Origin of the sequence: Streptomyces sp. NPDC126497, assembly GCF_040302425.1 — a bacterium.
Classification (GTDB): domain Bacteria; phylum Actinomycetota; class Actinomycetes; order Streptomycetales; family Streptomycetaceae; genus Streptomyces.
On sequence record NZ_JBEORT010000021.1, the window covers coordinates 1 to 16,969 of the forward strand.

The 16,969-nt window shown below is 71.8% G+C and carries 14 protein-coding genes; 5 read left to right on the plus strand and 9 right to left on the minus strand.

The genetic code is table 11. The features are described 5' to 3' along the window. Positions 1–1,361 (minus strand): DUF4192 domain-containing protein (locus ABTY20_RS12670; RefSeq protein WP_351996982.1); only part of this gene is annotated, 1,361 nt, incomplete at its 3' end. A gap of 140 nt (positions 1,362–1,501) precedes the next feature. Between ABTY20_RS12670 and ABTY20_RS12675 the strand changes: the two genes are divergently transcribed. Next, entirely contained in the window at positions 1,502–3,667 is a 2,166-nt protein-coding gene (locus tag ABTY20_RS12675; RefSeq protein ID WP_351996983.1) for a RecQ family ATP-dependent DNA helicase, read from the plus strand. A 212-nt stretch (positions 3,668–3,879) separates the two neighbouring features. Beyond that, positions 3,880–4,497 carry a hypothetical protein gene (locus tag ABTY20_RS12680; RefSeq protein WP_351996984.1) on the plus strand — a complete coding sequence of 206 codons (618 nt, stop codon included), beginning with the start codon at positions 3,880–3,882 and terminating at the stop codon, positions 4,495–4,497. A 223-nt stretch (positions 4,498–4,720) separates the two neighbouring features. Here the strand turns inward: ABTY20_RS12680 and ABTY20_RS12685 are convergent, their stop codons facing one another. The 3 genes from ABTY20_RS12685 to ABTY20_RS12695 all read right to left on the minus strand — a co-directional run bounded on the left by ABTY20_RS12685 (position 4,721) and on the right by ABTY20_RS12695 (position 6,816). Continuing rightward, the gene (locus ABTY20_RS12685) at positions 4,721–5,341 is read right to left on the minus strand and encodes a hypothetical protein (protein ID WP_351996985.1); all 621 of its coding nucleotides are present in this window, start codon (positions 5,339–5,341) and stop codon (positions 4,721–4,723) included. 68 nt (positions 5,342–5,409) lie between these two features. Next, on the minus strand, positions 5,410–6,111 hold the full coding sequence (rnhB, locus tag ABTY20_RS12690; protein WP_351996986.1) for a ribonuclease HII: 702 nt from the start codon (positions 6,109–6,111) through the stop codon (positions 5,410–5,412). An 81-nt stretch (positions 6,112–6,192) separates the two neighbouring features. Next, positions 6,193–6,816, minus strand: coding sequence for a TetR/AcrR family transcriptional regulator (locus ABTY20_RS12695; RefSeq protein WP_351996987.1), 624 nt, complete (start codon positions 6,814–6,816; stop codon positions 6,193–6,195). A 183-nt stretch (positions 6,817–6,999) separates the two neighbouring features. On the opposite strand from ABTY20_RS12695, the gene ABTY20_RS12700 reads away from it, so the two are divergent. Next, positions 7,000–8,547: an MFS transporter gene (locus ABTY20_RS12700; protein ID WP_351996988.1), complete on the plus strand. Its 1,548-nt coding sequence runs from the start codon at positions 7,000–7,002 to the stop codon at positions 8,545–8,547. Between the two features lie 264 nt (positions 8,548–8,811). On the opposite strand, the gene ABTY20_RS12705 is transcribed toward ABTY20_RS12700, so the two are convergent. The 3 genes from ABTY20_RS12705 to ABTY20_RS12715 form a co-directional block, all read right to left on the minus strand. Next, positions 8,812–9,720, minus strand: coding sequence for an ADP-ribosylglycohydrolase family protein (locus tag ABTY20_RS12705; RefSeq protein ID WP_351996989.1), 909 nt, complete (start codon positions 9,718–9,720; stop codon positions 8,812–8,814). 31 nt (positions 9,721–9,751) lie between these two features. Further along, positions 9,752–10,411 carry a histidine phosphatase family protein gene (locus tag ABTY20_RS12710; RefSeq protein ID WP_351996990.1) on the minus strand — a complete coding sequence of 220 codons (660 nt, stop codon included), beginning with the start codon at positions 10,409–10,411 and terminating at the stop codon, positions 9,752–9,754. A 118-nt stretch (positions 10,412–10,529) separates the two neighbouring features. Continuing rightward, the gene (locus ABTY20_RS12715; RefSeq protein WP_351996991.1) at positions 10,530–11,135 is read right to left on the minus strand and encodes a YdbC family protein; all 606 of its coding nucleotides are present in this window, start codon (positions 11,133–11,135) and stop codon (positions 10,530–10,532) included. Positions 11,136–11,291: 156 nt separating this feature from the next. Between ABTY20_RS12715 and ABTY20_RS12720 the strand changes: the two genes are divergently transcribed. Beyond that, positions 11,292–11,825 carry a TerD family protein gene (locus ABTY20_RS12720; protein ID WP_351996992.1) on the plus strand — a complete coding sequence of 178 codons (534 nt, stop codon included), beginning with the start codon at positions 11,292–11,294 and terminating at the stop codon, positions 11,823–11,825. A gap of 81 nt (positions 11,826–11,906) precedes the next feature. Here the strand turns inward: ABTY20_RS12720 and ABTY20_RS12725 are convergent, their stop codons facing one another. Together ABTY20_RS12725 and nrdR are read right to left on the minus strand one after the other, a co-directional pair. After that, a complete protein-coding gene (locus ABTY20_RS12725; RefSeq protein ID WP_351996993.1) occupies positions 11,907–14,801 on the minus strand; it encodes a vitamin B12-dependent ribonucleotide reductase in 2,895 nt (964 codons plus the stop codon). A gap of 157 nt (positions 14,802–14,958) precedes the next feature. Beyond that, the gene (gene nrdR / locus ABTY20_RS12730) at positions 14,959–15,516 is read right to left on the minus strand and encodes a transcriptional regulator NrdR (RefSeq protein WP_351996994.1); all 558 of its coding nucleotides are present in this window, start codon (positions 15,514–15,516) and stop codon (positions 14,959–14,961) included. Between the two features lie 531 nt (positions 15,517–16,047). On the opposite strand from nrdR, the gene lexA reads away from it, so the two are divergent. Beyond that, a complete protein-coding gene (lexA, locus tag ABTY20_RS12735; RefSeq protein ID WP_351996995.1) occupies positions 16,048–16,827 on the plus strand; it encodes a transcriptional repressor LexA in 780 nt (259 codons plus the stop codon). The last annotated feature ends 142 nt before the right edge of the window (positions 16,828–16,969 follow it).

Sequence of the window (16,969 nt, forward strand, 5' to 3'; positions counted from 1 at the left end):
GCCGCTCCGGGATCCGGGACCGCGGAGCCGGCGGCCGGCGGCTCGCCGGCACCCGGCTGTCGCGGCTCCGGGTCCACGGCCGCCGGCCCGGCAGGCGTCGCCCGCCCGTGTCCCCCGCGCTCGGACCGCAGGCAGCGGCGGATCGACTCCGGGTCCAGACCCTCGTTGCACGCCTGGTGCAGAAGCCGGGCGAAGAGGTAGTCGGGGTCGGCGCCCAGCGCCATGGCGAGTGCCTCCCGGGCCTCCAGTTCGTCACCGGTGGACCAGGCGACCCACCCGGCGAGGGTGAGGGGCGCCGCGGCGTGCTCGCCGTACGCCCCGACGCAGCGGCGGGCCAGGGCACGCCACAGGCGAAGGGCCGGGCCGGCCTCGTCGCCCTCCATCCACTCGGCCGCGCGGTCACGGGTCGTGCGGTCCTGCAGGCCGAGGATCAGCGCCGCGGCCTCGTCGTGCCCGAGCAGCTCGTCGTCCCGCAGGTCCGCCGGGAGCACCCCGGACACGGGCGGGGCACCGGCGAGACGGTCCAGGACCCGCCCGGCCAGCGCCAGTGTCTCCTCGGCGACCTCGTGGCGGCCCGCCGCGTCGAGGATCCTGGGGATCAGCGCCAGGCCGGCGGCGTCCAGGGCGGCCTCCTGCTCCCGGGCGGCGGAGTGCTCCCACGGCTGGAGCCGGACGCGCAGTTCGCGCAGGGTGCCACGGACCTGGAGTCCGGCGTAGGTGGCGGCGGCGGCCAGCACCGAGGTGCCGGGCAGGCCCGTCGGTGTCCCCTCGGCCGGGCAGCAGCCCTCGTCGTCACAGCAGTACGACCAGAAGCGCCCGTCCGAGACGCACAGGGCCTCCACCACCGGGATGTCCAGGGCGCCGCACTCCAGGCGCAGGGCGTGGGCGAGCGGGCCCAGTCGTTCCCTGACCTGCCGGCCGGACTCACCCCGGGCCGGTTCCTGGCAGAGGAAGACGACCATCTGCTCGGGCCTGGCGCCCCGGCGCTCGCTCCCCGCCACCAGGCCGTGGGCCAGCTGCCGGGCGGCGGAGGGCCAGTCGTCGGGGCTGGTGGGGATGCCGAGCCGGGCGCGGCCGCCGAACCGGCCCCGTCCGTCCTTGTCGTGCAGGGCGACCAGCACGATGCTGTCCTCCGGGCGGTAGCCGAGCAGATACGGCAGGGCATCGGCGAGCTCGGCGGGCGAGCGCAGGGTGACCTGCTGCGCGTCGCCGCGGCTGTCGTAGGCGGTGCAGGTGATGTCCGCCGGCTGCGGCGCCCGCTCCTCGTCGCCGCCGGGTGCGCGGGAACCGGTGCCATGTCCGGAGATGTCCTTGTTCTCGGGATTCTCGGGGGATCCAGTGATTTCGCTGTGATTCGTCATGCGGAGACGATCTCGCGAATCGCGGCCTTCCGCTTCACCCTGTGGATAAGTCCGATCAGGGACATGTCATTGTTTGCGGGACCCCGGAGCCGCCCCCGCGCACCCGCCCGCATGTCAGTGGCGTCCTGTTGTATGGAGCCATGGAGCACACGAACAACGCGGATCTCCGTACGGCCGCCGACGCGGTTCTCGCCCGTCTCGTCGGGGACGCCTCGGGCGGGGCCCGGCTGCGCGAGGACCAGTGGCGGGCGATCGAGGCGCTGGTCGCCGACAAGCGCCGGGCCCTGGTCGTCCAGCGCACGGGCTGGGGCAAGTCCGCGGTCTACTTCGTGGCCACCTCGCTGCTGCGGGCGCGGGGCAGCGGTCCCACCGTGATCGTCTCCCCGCTGCTGGCGCTCATGCGCAACCAGGTGGAGGCCGCGGCCAGGGCCGGTGTCCACGCCCGGACCATCAACTCCTCCAACAGCGAGGAATGGGAGGCGATCCAGACGGAGATCGCCGCGGGCGACGTCGATGTGCTGCTGGTGAGCCCGGAGCGGCTGAACAACCCGGACTTCCGCGACCAGGTGCTGCCCGAGCTCTCCGCCGCCACCGGGCTCCTGGTGGTCGACGAGGCGCACTGCATCTCCGACTGGGGGCACGACTTCCGTCCGGACTACCGCCGGCTGCGCACCATGCTCACCGACCTCCCGGACGGCGTGCCCGTCCTCGCCACCACCGCCACCGCCAACGCCCGCGTCACCGCCGACGTCGCGGAGCAACTGGGCACGGGGGGTTCGTCGGACGCGCTGGTGCTGCGGGGCCCGCTGGACCGGGAGAGCCTGAGCCTGAGCGTGCTGCGCCTGCCGGACGCCGCGCACCGGATGGCCTGGCTCGCCGACCACCTGGACGAGCTCCCCGGTTCGGGGATCGTCTACACGCTCACCGTGGCCGCCGCCGAAGAGGTCACCGCGTTCCTGCGGCAGCGCGGGCACACCGTCGCCTCGTACACGGGCAGGACGGAGAACGCCGACCGGCAGCAGGCCGAGGAGGACCTGCTCGCCAACAAGGTGAAGGCCCTGGTCGCCACCTCCGCGCTCGGCATGGGTTTCGACAAGCCGGACCTGGGCTTCGTGGTGCACCTCGGCTCGCCCTCCTCCCCCATCTCCTACTACCAGCAGGTCGGCCGCGCCGGGCGCGGTGTCCGGCACGCCGAGGTGCTGCTGCTGCCGGGGAAGGAGGACGAGGCGATCTGGGAGTACTTCGCGTCGCTCGCCTTCCCCCCGGAGGACCTGGTGCGCCGTACGCTCGACGTCCTCGCGCGCTCCGACCGGCCCGTGTCGCTGCCGGCCCTCGAGCCGCTGGTGGAGCTGCGCCGCTCCCGGCTGGAGACCATGCTCAAGGTGCTCGACGTGGACGGGGCGGTGAAGCGGGTCAAGGGCGGCTGGATCGCGACCGGGCAGCCGTGGACGTACGACGCCGAGCGGTACGCGTGGGTGGCGCGCCAGCGCAGGGCCGAACAGCAGGCGATGCGCGAGTACGCGACGACCACCGGGTGCCGGATGGAGTTCCTCCAGCGGCAGTTGGACGACGAGGGCGCCAAGCCCTGCGGCCGCTGCGACAACTGCGCGGGTCCGCGTTTCACCGCCGGGGCCTCGGCGTCCGCGCTGGAGGCGGCCCGCGTGGACCTCGGCCGGGCGGGCGTCGAGGTGGAGCCGCGGCGGATGTGGCCCACCGGGCTTCCGGCGATCGGCATGGAGCTCAAGGGGCGCATTCCGGCCGGGGAGCAGGCGTCCCGGGGCATGGCGCTGGGGCGCCTGTCGGACATCGGCTGGGGCAACCGGCTGCGTCCGATGTTCGCACCGCAGGCGCCGGACGAGCCGGTGCCGGACGATGTCGCCCGGGCCGTGGTGGGTGTGCTGGCCGACTGGGCGAAGGGACCCGGCGGCTGGGCTCCGGGGGCGGCGGACCCCCAGCCCCGGCCGGTGGGGGTGGTCACCCTCGCCTCCCGCAGCAGGCCGCGGCTGATCCACTCGCTGGGGGCGCGCATCGCGGAGGTCGGACGGCTGCCACTGCTGGGTTCGGTGGCGTACACGGGCGAGACGCGCTCCGTCTCGCGGAGCAACAGCGCCCAGCGTCTCAAGGCCCTCGACGGGGCGCTGACCGTGCCCGCCGACCTCGCCGCCGCGCTCGCCGGGGCGCGGGGGCCGGTTCTCCTCGTGGACGACTACACGGAGACGGGCTGGACCCTCGCGGTCGCGGCGCGCCTGCTCCGGCGGGCCGGTGCACAGGGTGTGCTGCCGCTGGTGCTGGCCGTACAGGGCTGAAGGTTCGACCCGCCCCGCGGGTGGGGATATTAGCCGTGGAACACCCGATACCGGGCCGCTGCCTCAATTGCTCGTTGCCGCATCCAAGTTCGACAGGAAGAATTGACGTACGCACCCGCACGGCTCGCCCGCCGATCAGGTAGGGCTCTGTTGCGTGCGCGCTCCCCGAATCCGACCCTGCCCGCAGTCCGGGCGTAGCCGAAGGGAGAACCGTGACCTTCGGATTCGCTCCGTCCTCGGCGGCATCGCTGTCGACGTCCGCCGCTTCCGCCAACCGCGTGCTCGAACCCACGGAGTGGGCCGCCGCGGGAATCCCGCTGCTGCGCAGCCCGCGCGAGATCGTCAGCGGACTGCACGCCCGGCATCGCCCCGGTCCGGCGACCGCGGTCGTCGCCGTGCTCGATCCGGACGAACGTGTCCGGGCGAGCGCGTCGTTCACCCGGCGCACCGACTCCGCGGACGGCTGGCTGCTCCGCAACGTGCTGCTGGCCCAGCTGCGCCGGGTGATCCCGCACGACCTGCGGCGCCGCACCCCGGTGCGCACCGCCGTGCTGCTCCACTGCCGTGACGGCGACGCGCGCTGGACCGAGGAGGACGGTGCGTGGATGTGGGGGCTGCGGGACGCCTGCACCCTGCACGGGCTGCGCTGCGGGGCGTACATCACGCTGACCCGTGACGGGTGGCAGGTCCTCGGCGAGGGGCGTGGCGGCCGCCATCCCAGCGCCGGCTCGGCGCCGGAACCGCTCGCCGTGTCCGAGGCCCCGCCCCGGATACCGCGCACCGGCGGCGGCGCCGCATCGGAGGTACTGCGCCGCGCGGCGGCACGCTGACGTCACGAAGGACACCGCCCGGGCTTCCGGGCGCCGTGCGGTGGTGCGGGACGGGTCGCACCGGGGCACAGCGCGTCCGCACGACGCCGGACCCGCCCCGGTACCGGGGCGGCAGGAAGGCCGGAGCACCGCCCCTCCGTTCGACACGTCGAGTCCCCGACCGTGCGGACGCCACGACCGCGGCGCCCGTCCCCGGTGCCCGGGTGGACGCCGTGGCGTCGGCTCAGACGCCCGCACCCAACATCGAGTTGATCCGCTGCGGGTCGCCACAGACGACCAACAGGGCGCCGGCCCGGGCGTGCGCCACCGACAGGGCGGAGGCGGCCACGGACTCCGGGCCCCCGTTGACGGCGACCACGACGACGGGGCGCGCACCGGCGCGTTCGGCGACCTCGGCGTCCGTGTAGAAGACGTCGTCACCGGCGTCGTGCTGGGCCCAGTAGGAGGCCTCTCCGAAGGACAGTTCGTGGGTGGCCCACGGGTGCGGATCACCGGTGGTGATCACCAGCACGTCGCCGGGGGCGCGACCCGAGTCCAGCAGCAGGTCCACGGCCTCTTCGGCGGCGTCGAGCGCCCCCTGGGCCGAGGCCGGGATCAACTGGAGCTGCGGGGTGGCCGCCGCGGGCGCGGGCGGGCTCGCGGGCGCGGGCTTGGCCGCGTCGCGCGAGGCGCGCTGCGCCGGCGGCGCGGGCCGTGGCGGGCCGGGACGACCGGGACGCGACGGAGCCGCGGGGCGGGGACCGGGTACGGGGCGGGGGGTCGGCGCGGTGCGGCCGCTGGCCGGCGTGACGCGGGGACCCTGGGCACTCTCGTGAATCTGAGGCTCCTCGGGAATGAGAGGCATGAGCTGATTTTTATCAAACGTTGGTACGACTCGCGCCGCCGGGTGGCACATGAGGTGCGAGCGGCCCGTCAGAAATCGAAGCCGAGTTGACCCTCGATTTCCGGAACGCGCCCTTCCGTCCAGCTGCGGACCTTCTTGAGGTGCCGCCACTGGGGCAGCGCATCAAGATACGCCCACGACAACCGGTGGTGCGGGGTGGGGCCCCGGACCTCCAGCGCGGCCTTGTGCACGGGCGACGGATACCCGGCGTTGTCCGCGAAACCGAAGTCTGCATGGTCGACGCCCAGTTCGGCCATCATTTTGTCGCGCTGAACCTTGGCGATCACCGAGGCCGCCGCGACGGCCACGCACGACTGGTCGCCCTTGACGACCGTACGGACCTTCCAGGGCGTGCCGAGATAGTCGTGCTTGCCGTCGAGGATCACCGCGTCCGGCCGGACCGGCAGCGCCTCCAGCGCGCGCCTCGCCGCCAGCCGCAGCGCGGCCGTCATCCCCAGGGCGTCGATCTCCCCGGGGGAGGCGTGCCCCAGGGCGTACGAGGTCACCCAGCTCCGCAGCGTCTCGGCGAGCTCGGTGCGCCGCCTGACGGTGAGGAGCTTGGAGTCGGTGAGGCCCTCCGGGGGCCTGCGCAGTCCGGTGACCGCCGCGCAGACGGTGACGGGGCCGGCCCACGCGCCGCGCCCCACCTCGTCGACACCTGCAACGATCTTCGCCCCGGTCGTGGCGCGCAGAGAGCGCTCGACGGTGTGAGTAGGTGGTTCGTACGGCATGGCGCCCTTAGCGTACGCCGCCCCGAACGGCCCGCGACACCCGGTTCCCCGAGTGGCTCCGGCGGCCCCGCCGCACCCCCGTCAGGAGCCGTCCGGCCGCAGCAGCGGAACCATCAACCGGTCGATCATCTCCTCCACCTCACCGTCCGGCCATTCGCTGCCGCACACCTTCGAGCGGTACATCATCATCGCCGGAAGGGCGTCGAAGACATATCCGTTCGCGGCGTCGGGGCGCACCTCCCCCCGCTGGATTCCACGCTCGATCACCGCGCGCAGCATCCTGAGGGTGGGTTCGACGACACCGTCGAGGATGATCGCGTGGAAGCGTTCGGCCTGCAGGGTGTCGCATTCGTGAATCACCGACCGCAGGGCGCATCCCGGCCGGGAGAACATCGCGTCGCGCGCCCGCAGACACAGGTGCAGCAGGTCCTCGCGCACACTGCCCAGGTCCGGCGCCGCGTCGAACTGCGGCAGACCGGCCCGCAGCGCGTCCGCGACCAGATCCTCCTTGGACGACCAGCGCCGGTAGACGGCGGCCTTCCCGGTCTGGGCGCCCGCGGCGACGCCCTCCATCGTCAGGCCGTTCCAGCCGACCGTACCGAGCTGCTCCAGGGCGGCGTCGAGGATCGCGCGTTCCAGCACGGCGCCACGGCGGCGGGACGCGGCCGTCCGGTCCTGGGCGGTCACCCAGCTCGAAGAAACCATCTGACTCTCCCACGAGCAGAGGAAGCGGATATTCGGGGACGAAGCACGCGCCGCACGGCGACCGAGGGGGACGCGCCGGGCGACGACGTATCGAGTGAACGCTTGCGTTCACTGTCGGAGGCTCATACCGTTGGCGCAACAGTGAACGCGAGCGTTCACTGAAGCACTCGTGGGGGACCCATAGTGACAACCTCTCCTTTAGTCCAGGACCAGAAGCCAGGCGCGGCCCGCCGCAACGGCCGTCCCGGCATCGCGCTCACCGTCATCGCGGCCTGCCAACTCATGGTGGTGCTCGACTCGACGATCGTGAACATCGCGCTGCCGCACATCCAGAACGCCCTCCAGTTCAGCACCACCGACCTCACCTGGGTGATCAGCGCCTACACCCTGACCTTCGGCGGCCTGCTGCTGCTCGGCGGCCGGGCCGGCGACATCCTCGGCCGACGCCGCGTCTTCATGAGCGGCATCCTGCTGTTCACCCTCGCCTCGCTGCTCGGCGGGCTCGCCCAGGAGCCTTGGCAGCTGCTGGCCGCGCGCGTCCTGCAGGGCGTGGGCGGCGCCGTCGCCTCGCCCACCTCGCTGGCGCTCATCACCACCACCTTCCCGGAAGGGCCCGAGCGCAACCGCGCCTTCGGCATCTTCGCCGCGGTCTCCGCGGGCGGCGGCGCCATCGGCCTGCTCGCGGGCGGCATGCTCACCGAATGGCTCGACTGGCGGTGGGTGCTCTTCGTCAATGTGCCGATCGGCCTGCTGATCGTCGTGCTCACCCCGATGTACATCAACGAGTCCGAGCGGCACACCGGCCGGTTCGACATCGTGGGCGCGGCGACCTCGACGGCCGGTATGGCCTCTCTCGTCTACGGCTTCATCCGCGCGGCGGAGGAAGGCTGGCGGGACGGTCTGACCATCGGCTCCTTCGTGGCCGCCGCGCTCCTGCTGGTGGCCTTCGCGCTGGTCGAGTCCCGGGCCAAGGAGCCGATCACCCCGCTGCGGATGTTCGCCGACCGCAACCGCTCGGGCACGTATGTGATCATGCTCAGCCTGGCCGCGGCGATGTTCGGCATGTTCTTCTACATCGTCCTCTTCGTGCAGAACGTGCTCGGGTACACCCCGATCGAGGCCGGTCTCGCCTTCCTGCCGGTGACGGTCGTGATCGCGCTCGGGGCCGGTCTGTCCCAGCGGTTCCTCCCCGTGTTCGGCCCCAAGCCGTTCATGCTCGTCGGGTCGACGCTCGCCGCCGCCGGACTGGCCTGGCAGACGTTGATCAGCTCCGACAGCTCGTACGTCAGCGGCATCCTCGGCCCCATGCTGGTCTTCGGCCTCGGCATGGGACTGAACTTCGTGACGCTGACGCTCACCGCGGTCTCCGGGGTGGCCCAGCACGAGGCCGGCGCCGCCTCCGGGCTGCTCAACGCGACCCAGCAGGTGGGCGGTTCGGTGGGGCTGGCGCTCCTGACGACGGTGTTCGGCACGGCCGGAAAGGACGAGGCGGAGAAGCAGCTCCCGGCCTTCCTCGCCGAAGGAACGGAGGAGCAGAAGGCGGAGTTCGCCCGGACGCACCAACTGCCCGCCCCCTGGAGCCACGAGGTGCTCACCGAGGGCATCTCCACGGCCTTCGTCCCGGCTGCCGCGATGGCCGTACTCGCCCTGGCCACCGCGTGGTTCGTCATCCGGGTCCGCAAGAGCGACCTGGAGGCGCTGTCCGGCTCGGCCGGACCGGGCGTGGGCTGAGAGGGGAAGACGGCGGGTCCGGCCCGGCGGCGCCCCGGCCGACGTCCTCGGACTCGGCCGGCGCACGCCGGGCCCGCCCGTGCCCCTCGGGACGCGCGGCGCCCCGGCCGACGCCTCCACGGTCACCACCACGGCCCTCCCCCGCACCGTCGCACGGCGGACGCGTCCACACGTGTCAGGTCTCACGCCTCACACAGCGTCCCGACAACGAGCGGCCGGTCACGGAAGGTTCCCGGTGCGCACGGAGGGTTCCGGGCCCCGGACTCAGACCGCGGTCCGCATCCAGTCCGGCAGGGGCTCGACCCGCTCCACCCACTCGGCGGGCGGCGCTCCCGCCGCCTCGGCGGCGACCACACCGCCCACGATCGCGCAGGTCGTGTCGACGTCCCCGCCCACCTGCGCGGTCGTCCAGAACGCCCGCTCGTAGTCACCGAGGGAGCGGGCCGCTGACCAGAGCGCGAAGGGCACGGTGTCATGCGCCGTCGTACGCCGTCCGCAGCCGAGCACGGCCGCGACGGTGGCCGCGTCACCGTAGTCGAGCATGTCCCGGGCCCTGCGCAGCCCCGCGCCGACCGCGCTCCTCGCGGGCACCAGCGCGACGACCCCGTCGAGGAGGGCTTCCGCACCGGGCGGCCCGTCGGGCGCGGCGGCCAGCGCGGCCGCCGCCGCGACGGCCATGGCGCCCACCACGGCCTCCCGGTGCTGGTGCGTGGGGTAGGCGGAGATCTCGGCCTGATGCGTGGCCTGCTCCGGATCGTCCGCGTACCAGGCGCCCAGCGGCGCGATCCGCATCGCGGCGCCGTTGCCCCACGATCCCCGCCCGTCGAAGAGCGCGGCGGCGAGTTCCCGCCAGTCGCCGCCCTCGCGGACCAGCCGCAACAGCCGGTTGACCGCCGGCCCGTAGCCCCGGTCGAAGTCGTGGTGCGTGGCGAAGGACCGCGCGAGGGCGTCCTGGTCGATGCGCTGGTGCGCGGCCAGGACGGAGACGACGGAGCACGCCATCTCCGTGTCGTCCGTCCACTGCCAGGGTCCTCGCGGCAGTTCGCGGCGCTTGAGCAGCGGGTAGTTCGCCGGCACGAAGAACTGGGAGCCGAGCGCGTCCCCGACGGACACGCCGCGCAGGCTGGCCAGGGCGCGGCCCAGGCGCCCGGCGGGAGAGGAATCAGCGGTCATCGCCCTGCCACTCTATCCGGTGCCCCTCGGTCTATCCGGTGATCCCGTAGGGTTCCGGATCCCTCCACCGCTCGAAGGGCCGGTCGAGGGTGTACTTGTCGTTCTCCCCCAGAACGAGCATCCGCATCTCGGCGTTCCCCGGGTTGGACAGCGACTCGAACTCCGCCACGGTCCAGTGGAACCACCGCATGCAGAACAGCCGCATGGCCAGACCGTGGGTGACGATCAGGACGTTCGGCGGGTGGTCGGGGTCCTCGAAGCTGCGGAACAGGCTCTCCAGGAAGCCGCCGACCCGGTCGTAGACGTCGGCACCGGACTCGCCCTGGGCGAAGCGGTAGAAGAAGTGCCCGTAGGCGTCCCGGTAGGCCTTCTGCAGCCGCACGTCCTCCCGGTCCTGCCAGTTGCCCCAGTCCTGCTCGCGCAGCCGCGGCTCCTCGCGCACCCGTATGCGCTCCGGGTCGAGGCGGAAGGCGCTCAGCGTCTGGTGCGTGCGGCGGTAGGGGGAGACGTAGACGCTGACGTGCTCACGGCCGAAGAGTTCCCGCAGCCGCTCCCCCGTCTCCTCCGCCTGCCGCCTGCCCCGCTCGGTCAGGGCCAGGGCGTGATCGGGTTCGCGCTCATAGACGGAGTCATCAACATTGCCCGTTGATTCGCCGTGTCGGACAAGGACGATGCGCCGTGGTCGTGCCATGCCGAAACCCTAGATCGGGTGACGGCCGGACGGGCACCCGGGCGGGGCTCCTACGGCGTACGTCACACCCGTCCCCCGCCCCGTGCCACGCCGGCGCACACCGTTCCCGGTCCGGAGGTCACACCGTCCAGGCCGGCTCCATCTCCACGATGTCCCCCGTGAGGGCCGCGACGTCGGCCTCCGTCTGCGCCCTCAGCGCGAGGCGTTCCACCCGCTCGGTGCGGTACTTGCCGTGCTCGGCGGCCGAACGCCACATCGACAGCACCAGGAACTCGTTGCCCGGCGCCTCCCCGAACAGCCCCCGGACCATGCCGGGCGAGCCGGCCATGGCCGGGTTCCAGACCTTCTCCTGCATCAGCACGAAGTGCTCCGCCCGTTCCTCGTGCACGCGGCACAGCGCCACCCTGAGCAGGTCGGCGTCCGTGAAGCGCGGTTCGAAGCCGGTCTTCACGTCGAAGCGGTGGTCGAAGAGCCTGACCTGGGCGTCCTTGAACGTGCCCGACTGGGTCGAGGCCAGCCGGTCGTGGGAGCGGGCCATGAACGAGTCGTAGAAGGCACGGCTCTCCCAGAAGGAGAAGACGTGCGCCACGTCCTGCCGCCCCCGGCTCCATCCCCCGCCCTGCCCGCGAAACCCCGGCTCCCCCAGAAGCCCCGCCCATTTCCGCTGCCCCCGCTCGAACCCGCGGCGGTCCACCACGGTGCAGCGAATCCACTTGACCAGCACCGCGCCATCGTAAGGCCAGGGAGCGTGGCGTCGGTCACTCCCGGGTCGACTGCTTACCGGCGTCCGCACCCACGCGCGTGGCAGGATGGACAATCTGTCGGGAACGCCCGGCAGTTGGGGTGAGCGGCAGGACGGTCACGGGGAAGGGGAAGACTGGTGAACGACCTCAACAAGGGCATCCGCAAGGTCGAGATCGCGCTGAGGTGGGATCCGAGTCCGTCGGGAGAGCCCTCCACCGACCTGGACCTCGTCGCCGCGCCCTATCCGGCGGAGGGCCCGTACGGTGAGCCCGCCTACGTGGTGCACTTCGACAGCCGCTCCCCCGACGGCACCATCACGCTCAACCGGGACAGCAAGGACGGCCAGGGCTTCGGCTACGACGAGGTCATGACGGTGGAGCTGGACCGGCTCGACGAGCGGTACGCGCGCGTGGTGGTCGGCGTCGTCATCCAGCAGCACCGGGGCCGGCGGACGTTCTCCGGGGTGGGAAACCCCGGTCTGCGCATCCGCGAGGGCTACACCGTGCTGGCCGAGGACGACTTCGGCGGTGTCCCCGGGGCCACGGCGGCGACGGTCGCGGAGTTCGTCCGGGACGGGTCGGGGCCCTGGGAGTTCCGTCCCGGGGTCCGGGGGTTCGAGGGCGACCCGGCGGCCTTCACCCGTGCGATGGGGTCCGCGCGCCGGGCCTGACGCGACGCCGGGGGCGGCGGTGCCGGTGTTCCGGCACCACCGCCCCCGGCGGTTCTCACCCCCGGGCAGCGCCCGGAAGCGTCAGCTGCAGCCGCTGGTCGAGCCGCAGCCCTCGCAGATGTAGCAGGAACCGGCGCGCTGCATCTTCGTACCGCAGGAGAAGCAGAGCGGGGCGTCGGCCTGGATGCCCAGCTGCATCTCGACCAGCTCCGCGCTGGTGTGGGCCTCCTTCGGGGCGGGCTTGACCGCCTCGGTCTCGGTCTTCGGCGCGGCGACCGCCTTCAGCTCCTGGGCCCGCGGCGCCGACTGGGCCAGGCCCTCGACGTCGACCTCGTCCTCGGACGGCTCGTACGAACCGGTCTCCAGGTGACGCTGGCGCTCCTCGGCGGAGTGGATGCCGAGCGCGGAGCGCGTCTCGAAGGGCAGGAAGTCCAGCGCCAGGCGGCGGAAGATGTAGTCGACGATCGACTGCGCCATCCGCACGTCCGGGTCGTCCGTCATGCCGGCCGGCTCGAAGCGCATGTTGGTGAACTTCGAGACGTACGTCTCCAGCGGCACGCCGTACTGGAGGCCCACCGAGACGGCGATGGAGAAGGCGTCCATCATGCCCGCGAGCGTCGAACCCTGCTTGGACATCTTCAGGAAGACCTCGCCGAGACCGTCGTCCGGGTAGGAGTTGGCGGTCATGTAGCCCTCGGCGCCGCCGACCGTGAAGGAGGTGGTGATGCCGGGACGGCCCTTCGGGAGGCGCTTGCGGACCGGGCGGTACTCGACCACCTTCTCGACCGCGGCCCGGATCGTCTCCTCGGCCTTCTCGGTGACCTCGGCCTTCTCCTTCTCCTTGGTCTTCGCGGAGAGCGGCTGGCCGACCTTGCAGTTGTCGCGGTAGATGGCGAGCGCCTTGACGCCCAGCTTCCAGGCCTCGAAGTAGATCTCCTCGACCTCCTCGACGGTCGCCGACTCCGGCATGTTGACCGTCTTGGAGATGGCGCCGGAGATCCAGGGCTGGATCGCGGCCATCATGCGGACGTGGCCCATCGGGGAGATGGCGCGCTCGCCCATGGCGCAGTCGAACACCTCGTAGTGCTCCTGCTTGAGACCGGGGGCGTCGATCACATTGCCGTGCTCGGCGATGTGGGCGACGATCGCCTCGATCTGCTCCTCCTGGTAGCCCAGGCGGCGCAGGGCCTGCGGGACGGTGCCGTTGACGATCTGCATCGAGCCGCCGCCGACCAGCTTCTTGAACTTCACCAGCGCCAGGTCCGGCTCGACACCGGTGGTGTCGCAGGACATCGCCAGACCGATGGTGCCGGTCGGGGCGAGCACGGACGCCTGGGCGTTGCGGAAGCCGTTCTTGTCGCCGAGGTGCAGCACGTCCTGCCAGGCCTCGGTGGCGGCGGCCCACACCGGGCTGTCCAGGTCGTCCATGCGCACGGCGGTGCCGTTGGCGTCGGCGTGCTGCTTCATGACGCGCTGGTGGGCGTCCGCGTTGCGGGCGTAGCCGTCGTACGGGCCGACGATCGCGGCGAGTTCGGCGGAGCGCCGGTAGGCCGTGCCCGTCATCAGGGAGGTGATGGCGCCGGCGAGGGCGCGGCCGCCGTCGGAGTCGTAGGCGTGGCCGGTCGCCATCAGCAGGGCGCCGAGGTTGGCGTAGCCGATGCCGAGCTGGCGGAAGGCGCGGGTGTTCTCGCCGATCTTCTGGGTCGGGAAGTCCGCGAAGCAGATCGAGATGTCCATCGCGGTGATGACCAGCTCGACGACCTTCTGGAAGCGCTCGGTCTCGAAGGACTGGTGGCCCTGGCCGTCGTCCTTGAGGAACTTCATCAGGTTCAGCGAGGCGAGGTTGCAGGACGTGTTGTCCAGGTGCATGTACTCGCTGCACGGGTTCGACGCGGTGATCCGGCCGGACTCGGGGCAGGTGTGCCAGTGGTTGATGACGCCGTCGTACTGGATGCCCGGGTCGGCGCAGGCCCACGCGGCCTCGGCGAGCTTGCGGAAGAGCGCCTTGGCGTCGACCTCCTCGATGACCTCGCCGGTCATCCGGGCGCGCAGGCCGAACGTGCCGCCCTGCTCGACCGCCCGCATGAACTCGTCGTTGACGCGGACCGAGTTGTTGGCGTTCTGGTACTGGACGGAGGCGATGTCGTCGCCGCCCAGGTCCATGTCGAAGCCCGCGTCGCGCAGGACGCGGATCTTCTCCTCCTCCTTGACCTTGGTCTCGATGAAGTCCTCGATGTCCGGGTGGTCCACGTCGAGGACGACCATCTTGGCCGCGCGGCGGGTGGCGCCGCCCGACTTGATCGTTCCGGCGGAGGCGTCGGCTCCGCGCATGAAGGAGACCGGGCCGGAGGCGTTGCCTCCGGAGGAGAGCAGCTCCTTGGAGGAGCGGATCCGGGAGAGGTTCAGGCCAGCGCCCGAGCCGCCCTTGAAGATCATGCCCTCTTCCTTGTACCAGTCGAGGATCGACTCCATGGAGTCGTCGACGGACAGGATGAAGCAGGCGGAGACCTGCTGCGGCTGGGGCGTGCCCACGTTGAACCACACGGGGCTGTTGAAGCTGAAGATCTGGTGCAGGAGGGCGTACGCCAGCTCGTGCTCGAAGATCTCGGCGTCGGCGGGCGAGGCGAAGTACTTGTGGTCCTCACCGGCCTTCCGGTACGTCTTCACGATGCGGTCGATCAGCTGCTTGAGGCTGGTCTCGCGCTGCGGGGTGCCCACGGCGCCCCGGAAGTACTTGCTGGTGACGATGTTGACCGCGTTCACCGACCAGAAGTCGGGGAACTCCACGCCGCGCTGCTCGAAGTTGACCGAGCCGTCGCGCCAGTTGGTCATGACGACGTCACGGCGCTCCCAGGCCACCTCGTCGTACGGGTGGACTCCGGGAGTGGTGTGGATGCGCTCGACCCGCAGCCCCTTGCCGGCCTTGTTGCTCTTCGCGCGGGGACTCCGTGCCGGACCGCTCGCCGTCTCTGTCATGCCGCCTCCCTGTACGGGCAAAAACGCCCTGAAGTGCCCCGATTGTTCCCGTGGCACGGTGTTCTGTCTGATGTCACGTGCGCCCACTCGTCCGCCCGTGACAGGTCTTCTCATCGCCGCCGCCCGGCCGGTCCCCGCATCCGGACCGGCCCGCCGGTCAGTCGGCGGCGGGGGCGGGTGCGGGGACCTGGGCGGTCCCGCCGGACCCGCTGCCCTCTTCCCTGCTCCCCGGGCCGGTTCCCCCGGCGTCCCCGTCGCCCGCGGCGGGCCGCTCCGCCCGCCTGAGTTCCCCGATCGCGGCCTCGAAGTCCTCGAGCGAGTCGAACGCCCGGTAGACGGACGCGAACCGCAGATAGGCGACGAGGTCGAGTTCCTGCAGCGGACCGAGAATGGCCAGCCCCACGTCGTGGGTGGTCAGCTCGGCGCTCCCGGTGGCCCGCACCGCCTCCTCGACGCGCTGCCCGAGCTGGGCCAGGGCGTCCTCGGTGACGGGCCGCCCCTGGCACGCCTTGCGCACGCCGTTGATGACCTTGGTGCGACTGAAGGGCTCGGTGACTCCGGACCGCTTGACCACCATGAGCGAACACGTCTCCACGGTCGTGAAACGACGGGAGCAGTCCGGACACTGGCGGCGCCTGCGGATCGACGTGCCGTCGTCGGTCGTACGGCTGTCGACGACACGGCTGTCGGGGTGCCTGCAGAAGGGGCAGTGCATGAACTCCCAACCCTCCTCACAGCAGACTCGATGACCTCGTGGGGCCTCTCGGGCCTCACGAAGCAGCACCAGCATAGGCGATCACGAAGGGCCCGAAGACCCGGGGGACCACAACTTCTGGGCTGCTGCCGCAATCCAACCACTAGATGTGGGGATTGGCTCATACATCCACGCCCCCCGCACGCGTGTCGCGCGCGTCAGGGCGGACGGGGCCCGCAGGACCCCGCGCGACGGGGAGACGCCGTGCCGGGAACGGGAAGGAGACGTGCGACTCCCGAAGAGAGCGGGGGCCGCTCCACGCGCCACGGGGCGCCCGGTGGCAGACTGAGGGCCGCGACCGCGAGGTCACCGCTTCGGCGGTGAAGAGTACAACAATCGGCTCGTTTGTCCGGCAGGAAGCGTGACGGCCAATACACCCCGGAGAAAGATCACGTACAGTAATTCGCGATTTTTCACTCGAACGTGTGTTTGGCGCAACCTTTCGAAAGCATCTACCGTTGTGCTGCAGGGAGACCATCGAGAGGGGCCGACGTGACCACCACCGCAGACAGTGCCGCCATCACTGCCCAGGACCGCCCCCAGGGCCGGATCGAGCCGGTGCACGCGATGAACGAAGCCACGAATCCCGAGGCGCACAAGCGCTCCCTGCCGGGCCGACCTCCCGGCATCCGGGCGGACAGCTCCGGACTCACCGACCGCCAGCGCCGGGTGATCGAGGTCATCAGGGACTCCGTGCAGCGCCGCGGCTACCCGCCGTCGATGCGCGAGATCGGCCAGGCGGTCGGACTCTCCAGCACGTCCTCCGTGGCCCACCAGCTGATGGCCCTGGAGCGCAAGGGCTTCCTGCGCCGCGATCCGCACCGCCCGCGCGCCTACGAGGTGCGCGGCTCCGACCAGGCCGCCTCCGTGCAGCCCACGGACACCGCCGGCAAGCCGGCCGCGTCCTACGTCCCGCTGGTCGGCCGTATCGCCGCCGGTGGCCCGATCCTCGCCGAGGAGTCCGTCGAGGACGTCTTCCCCCTGCCCCGGCAGCTCGTCGGCGACGGTGAGCTGTTCGTCCTGAAGGTCGTGGGCGACTCCATGATCGAGGCCGCGATCTGTGACGGCGACTGGGTCACGGTCCGCCGCCAGCCGGTCGCCGAGAACGGTGACATCGTGGCGGCCATGCTCGACGGCGAGGCGACCGTCAAGCGCTTCAAGCGCGAGGACGGCCATGTGTGGCTGCTTCCGCACAACGCGGCCTACGAGCCCATCCCCGGCGACGACGCGACCATCCTGGGCAAGGTGGTGGCCGTTCTGCGGCGCGTCTGACACACGGCGCGGGGCCGGCCCGGACCGCCGCCCCGCCCCCTGACCGGACCCCGGGACCTCTGCGCCGGTCCCGGGGTCCTGTGCTGTCCGGACGGACCGCCGACGGCCGCCACCGCTGCTGCTTCCGGTCGGTGGCGTGCCG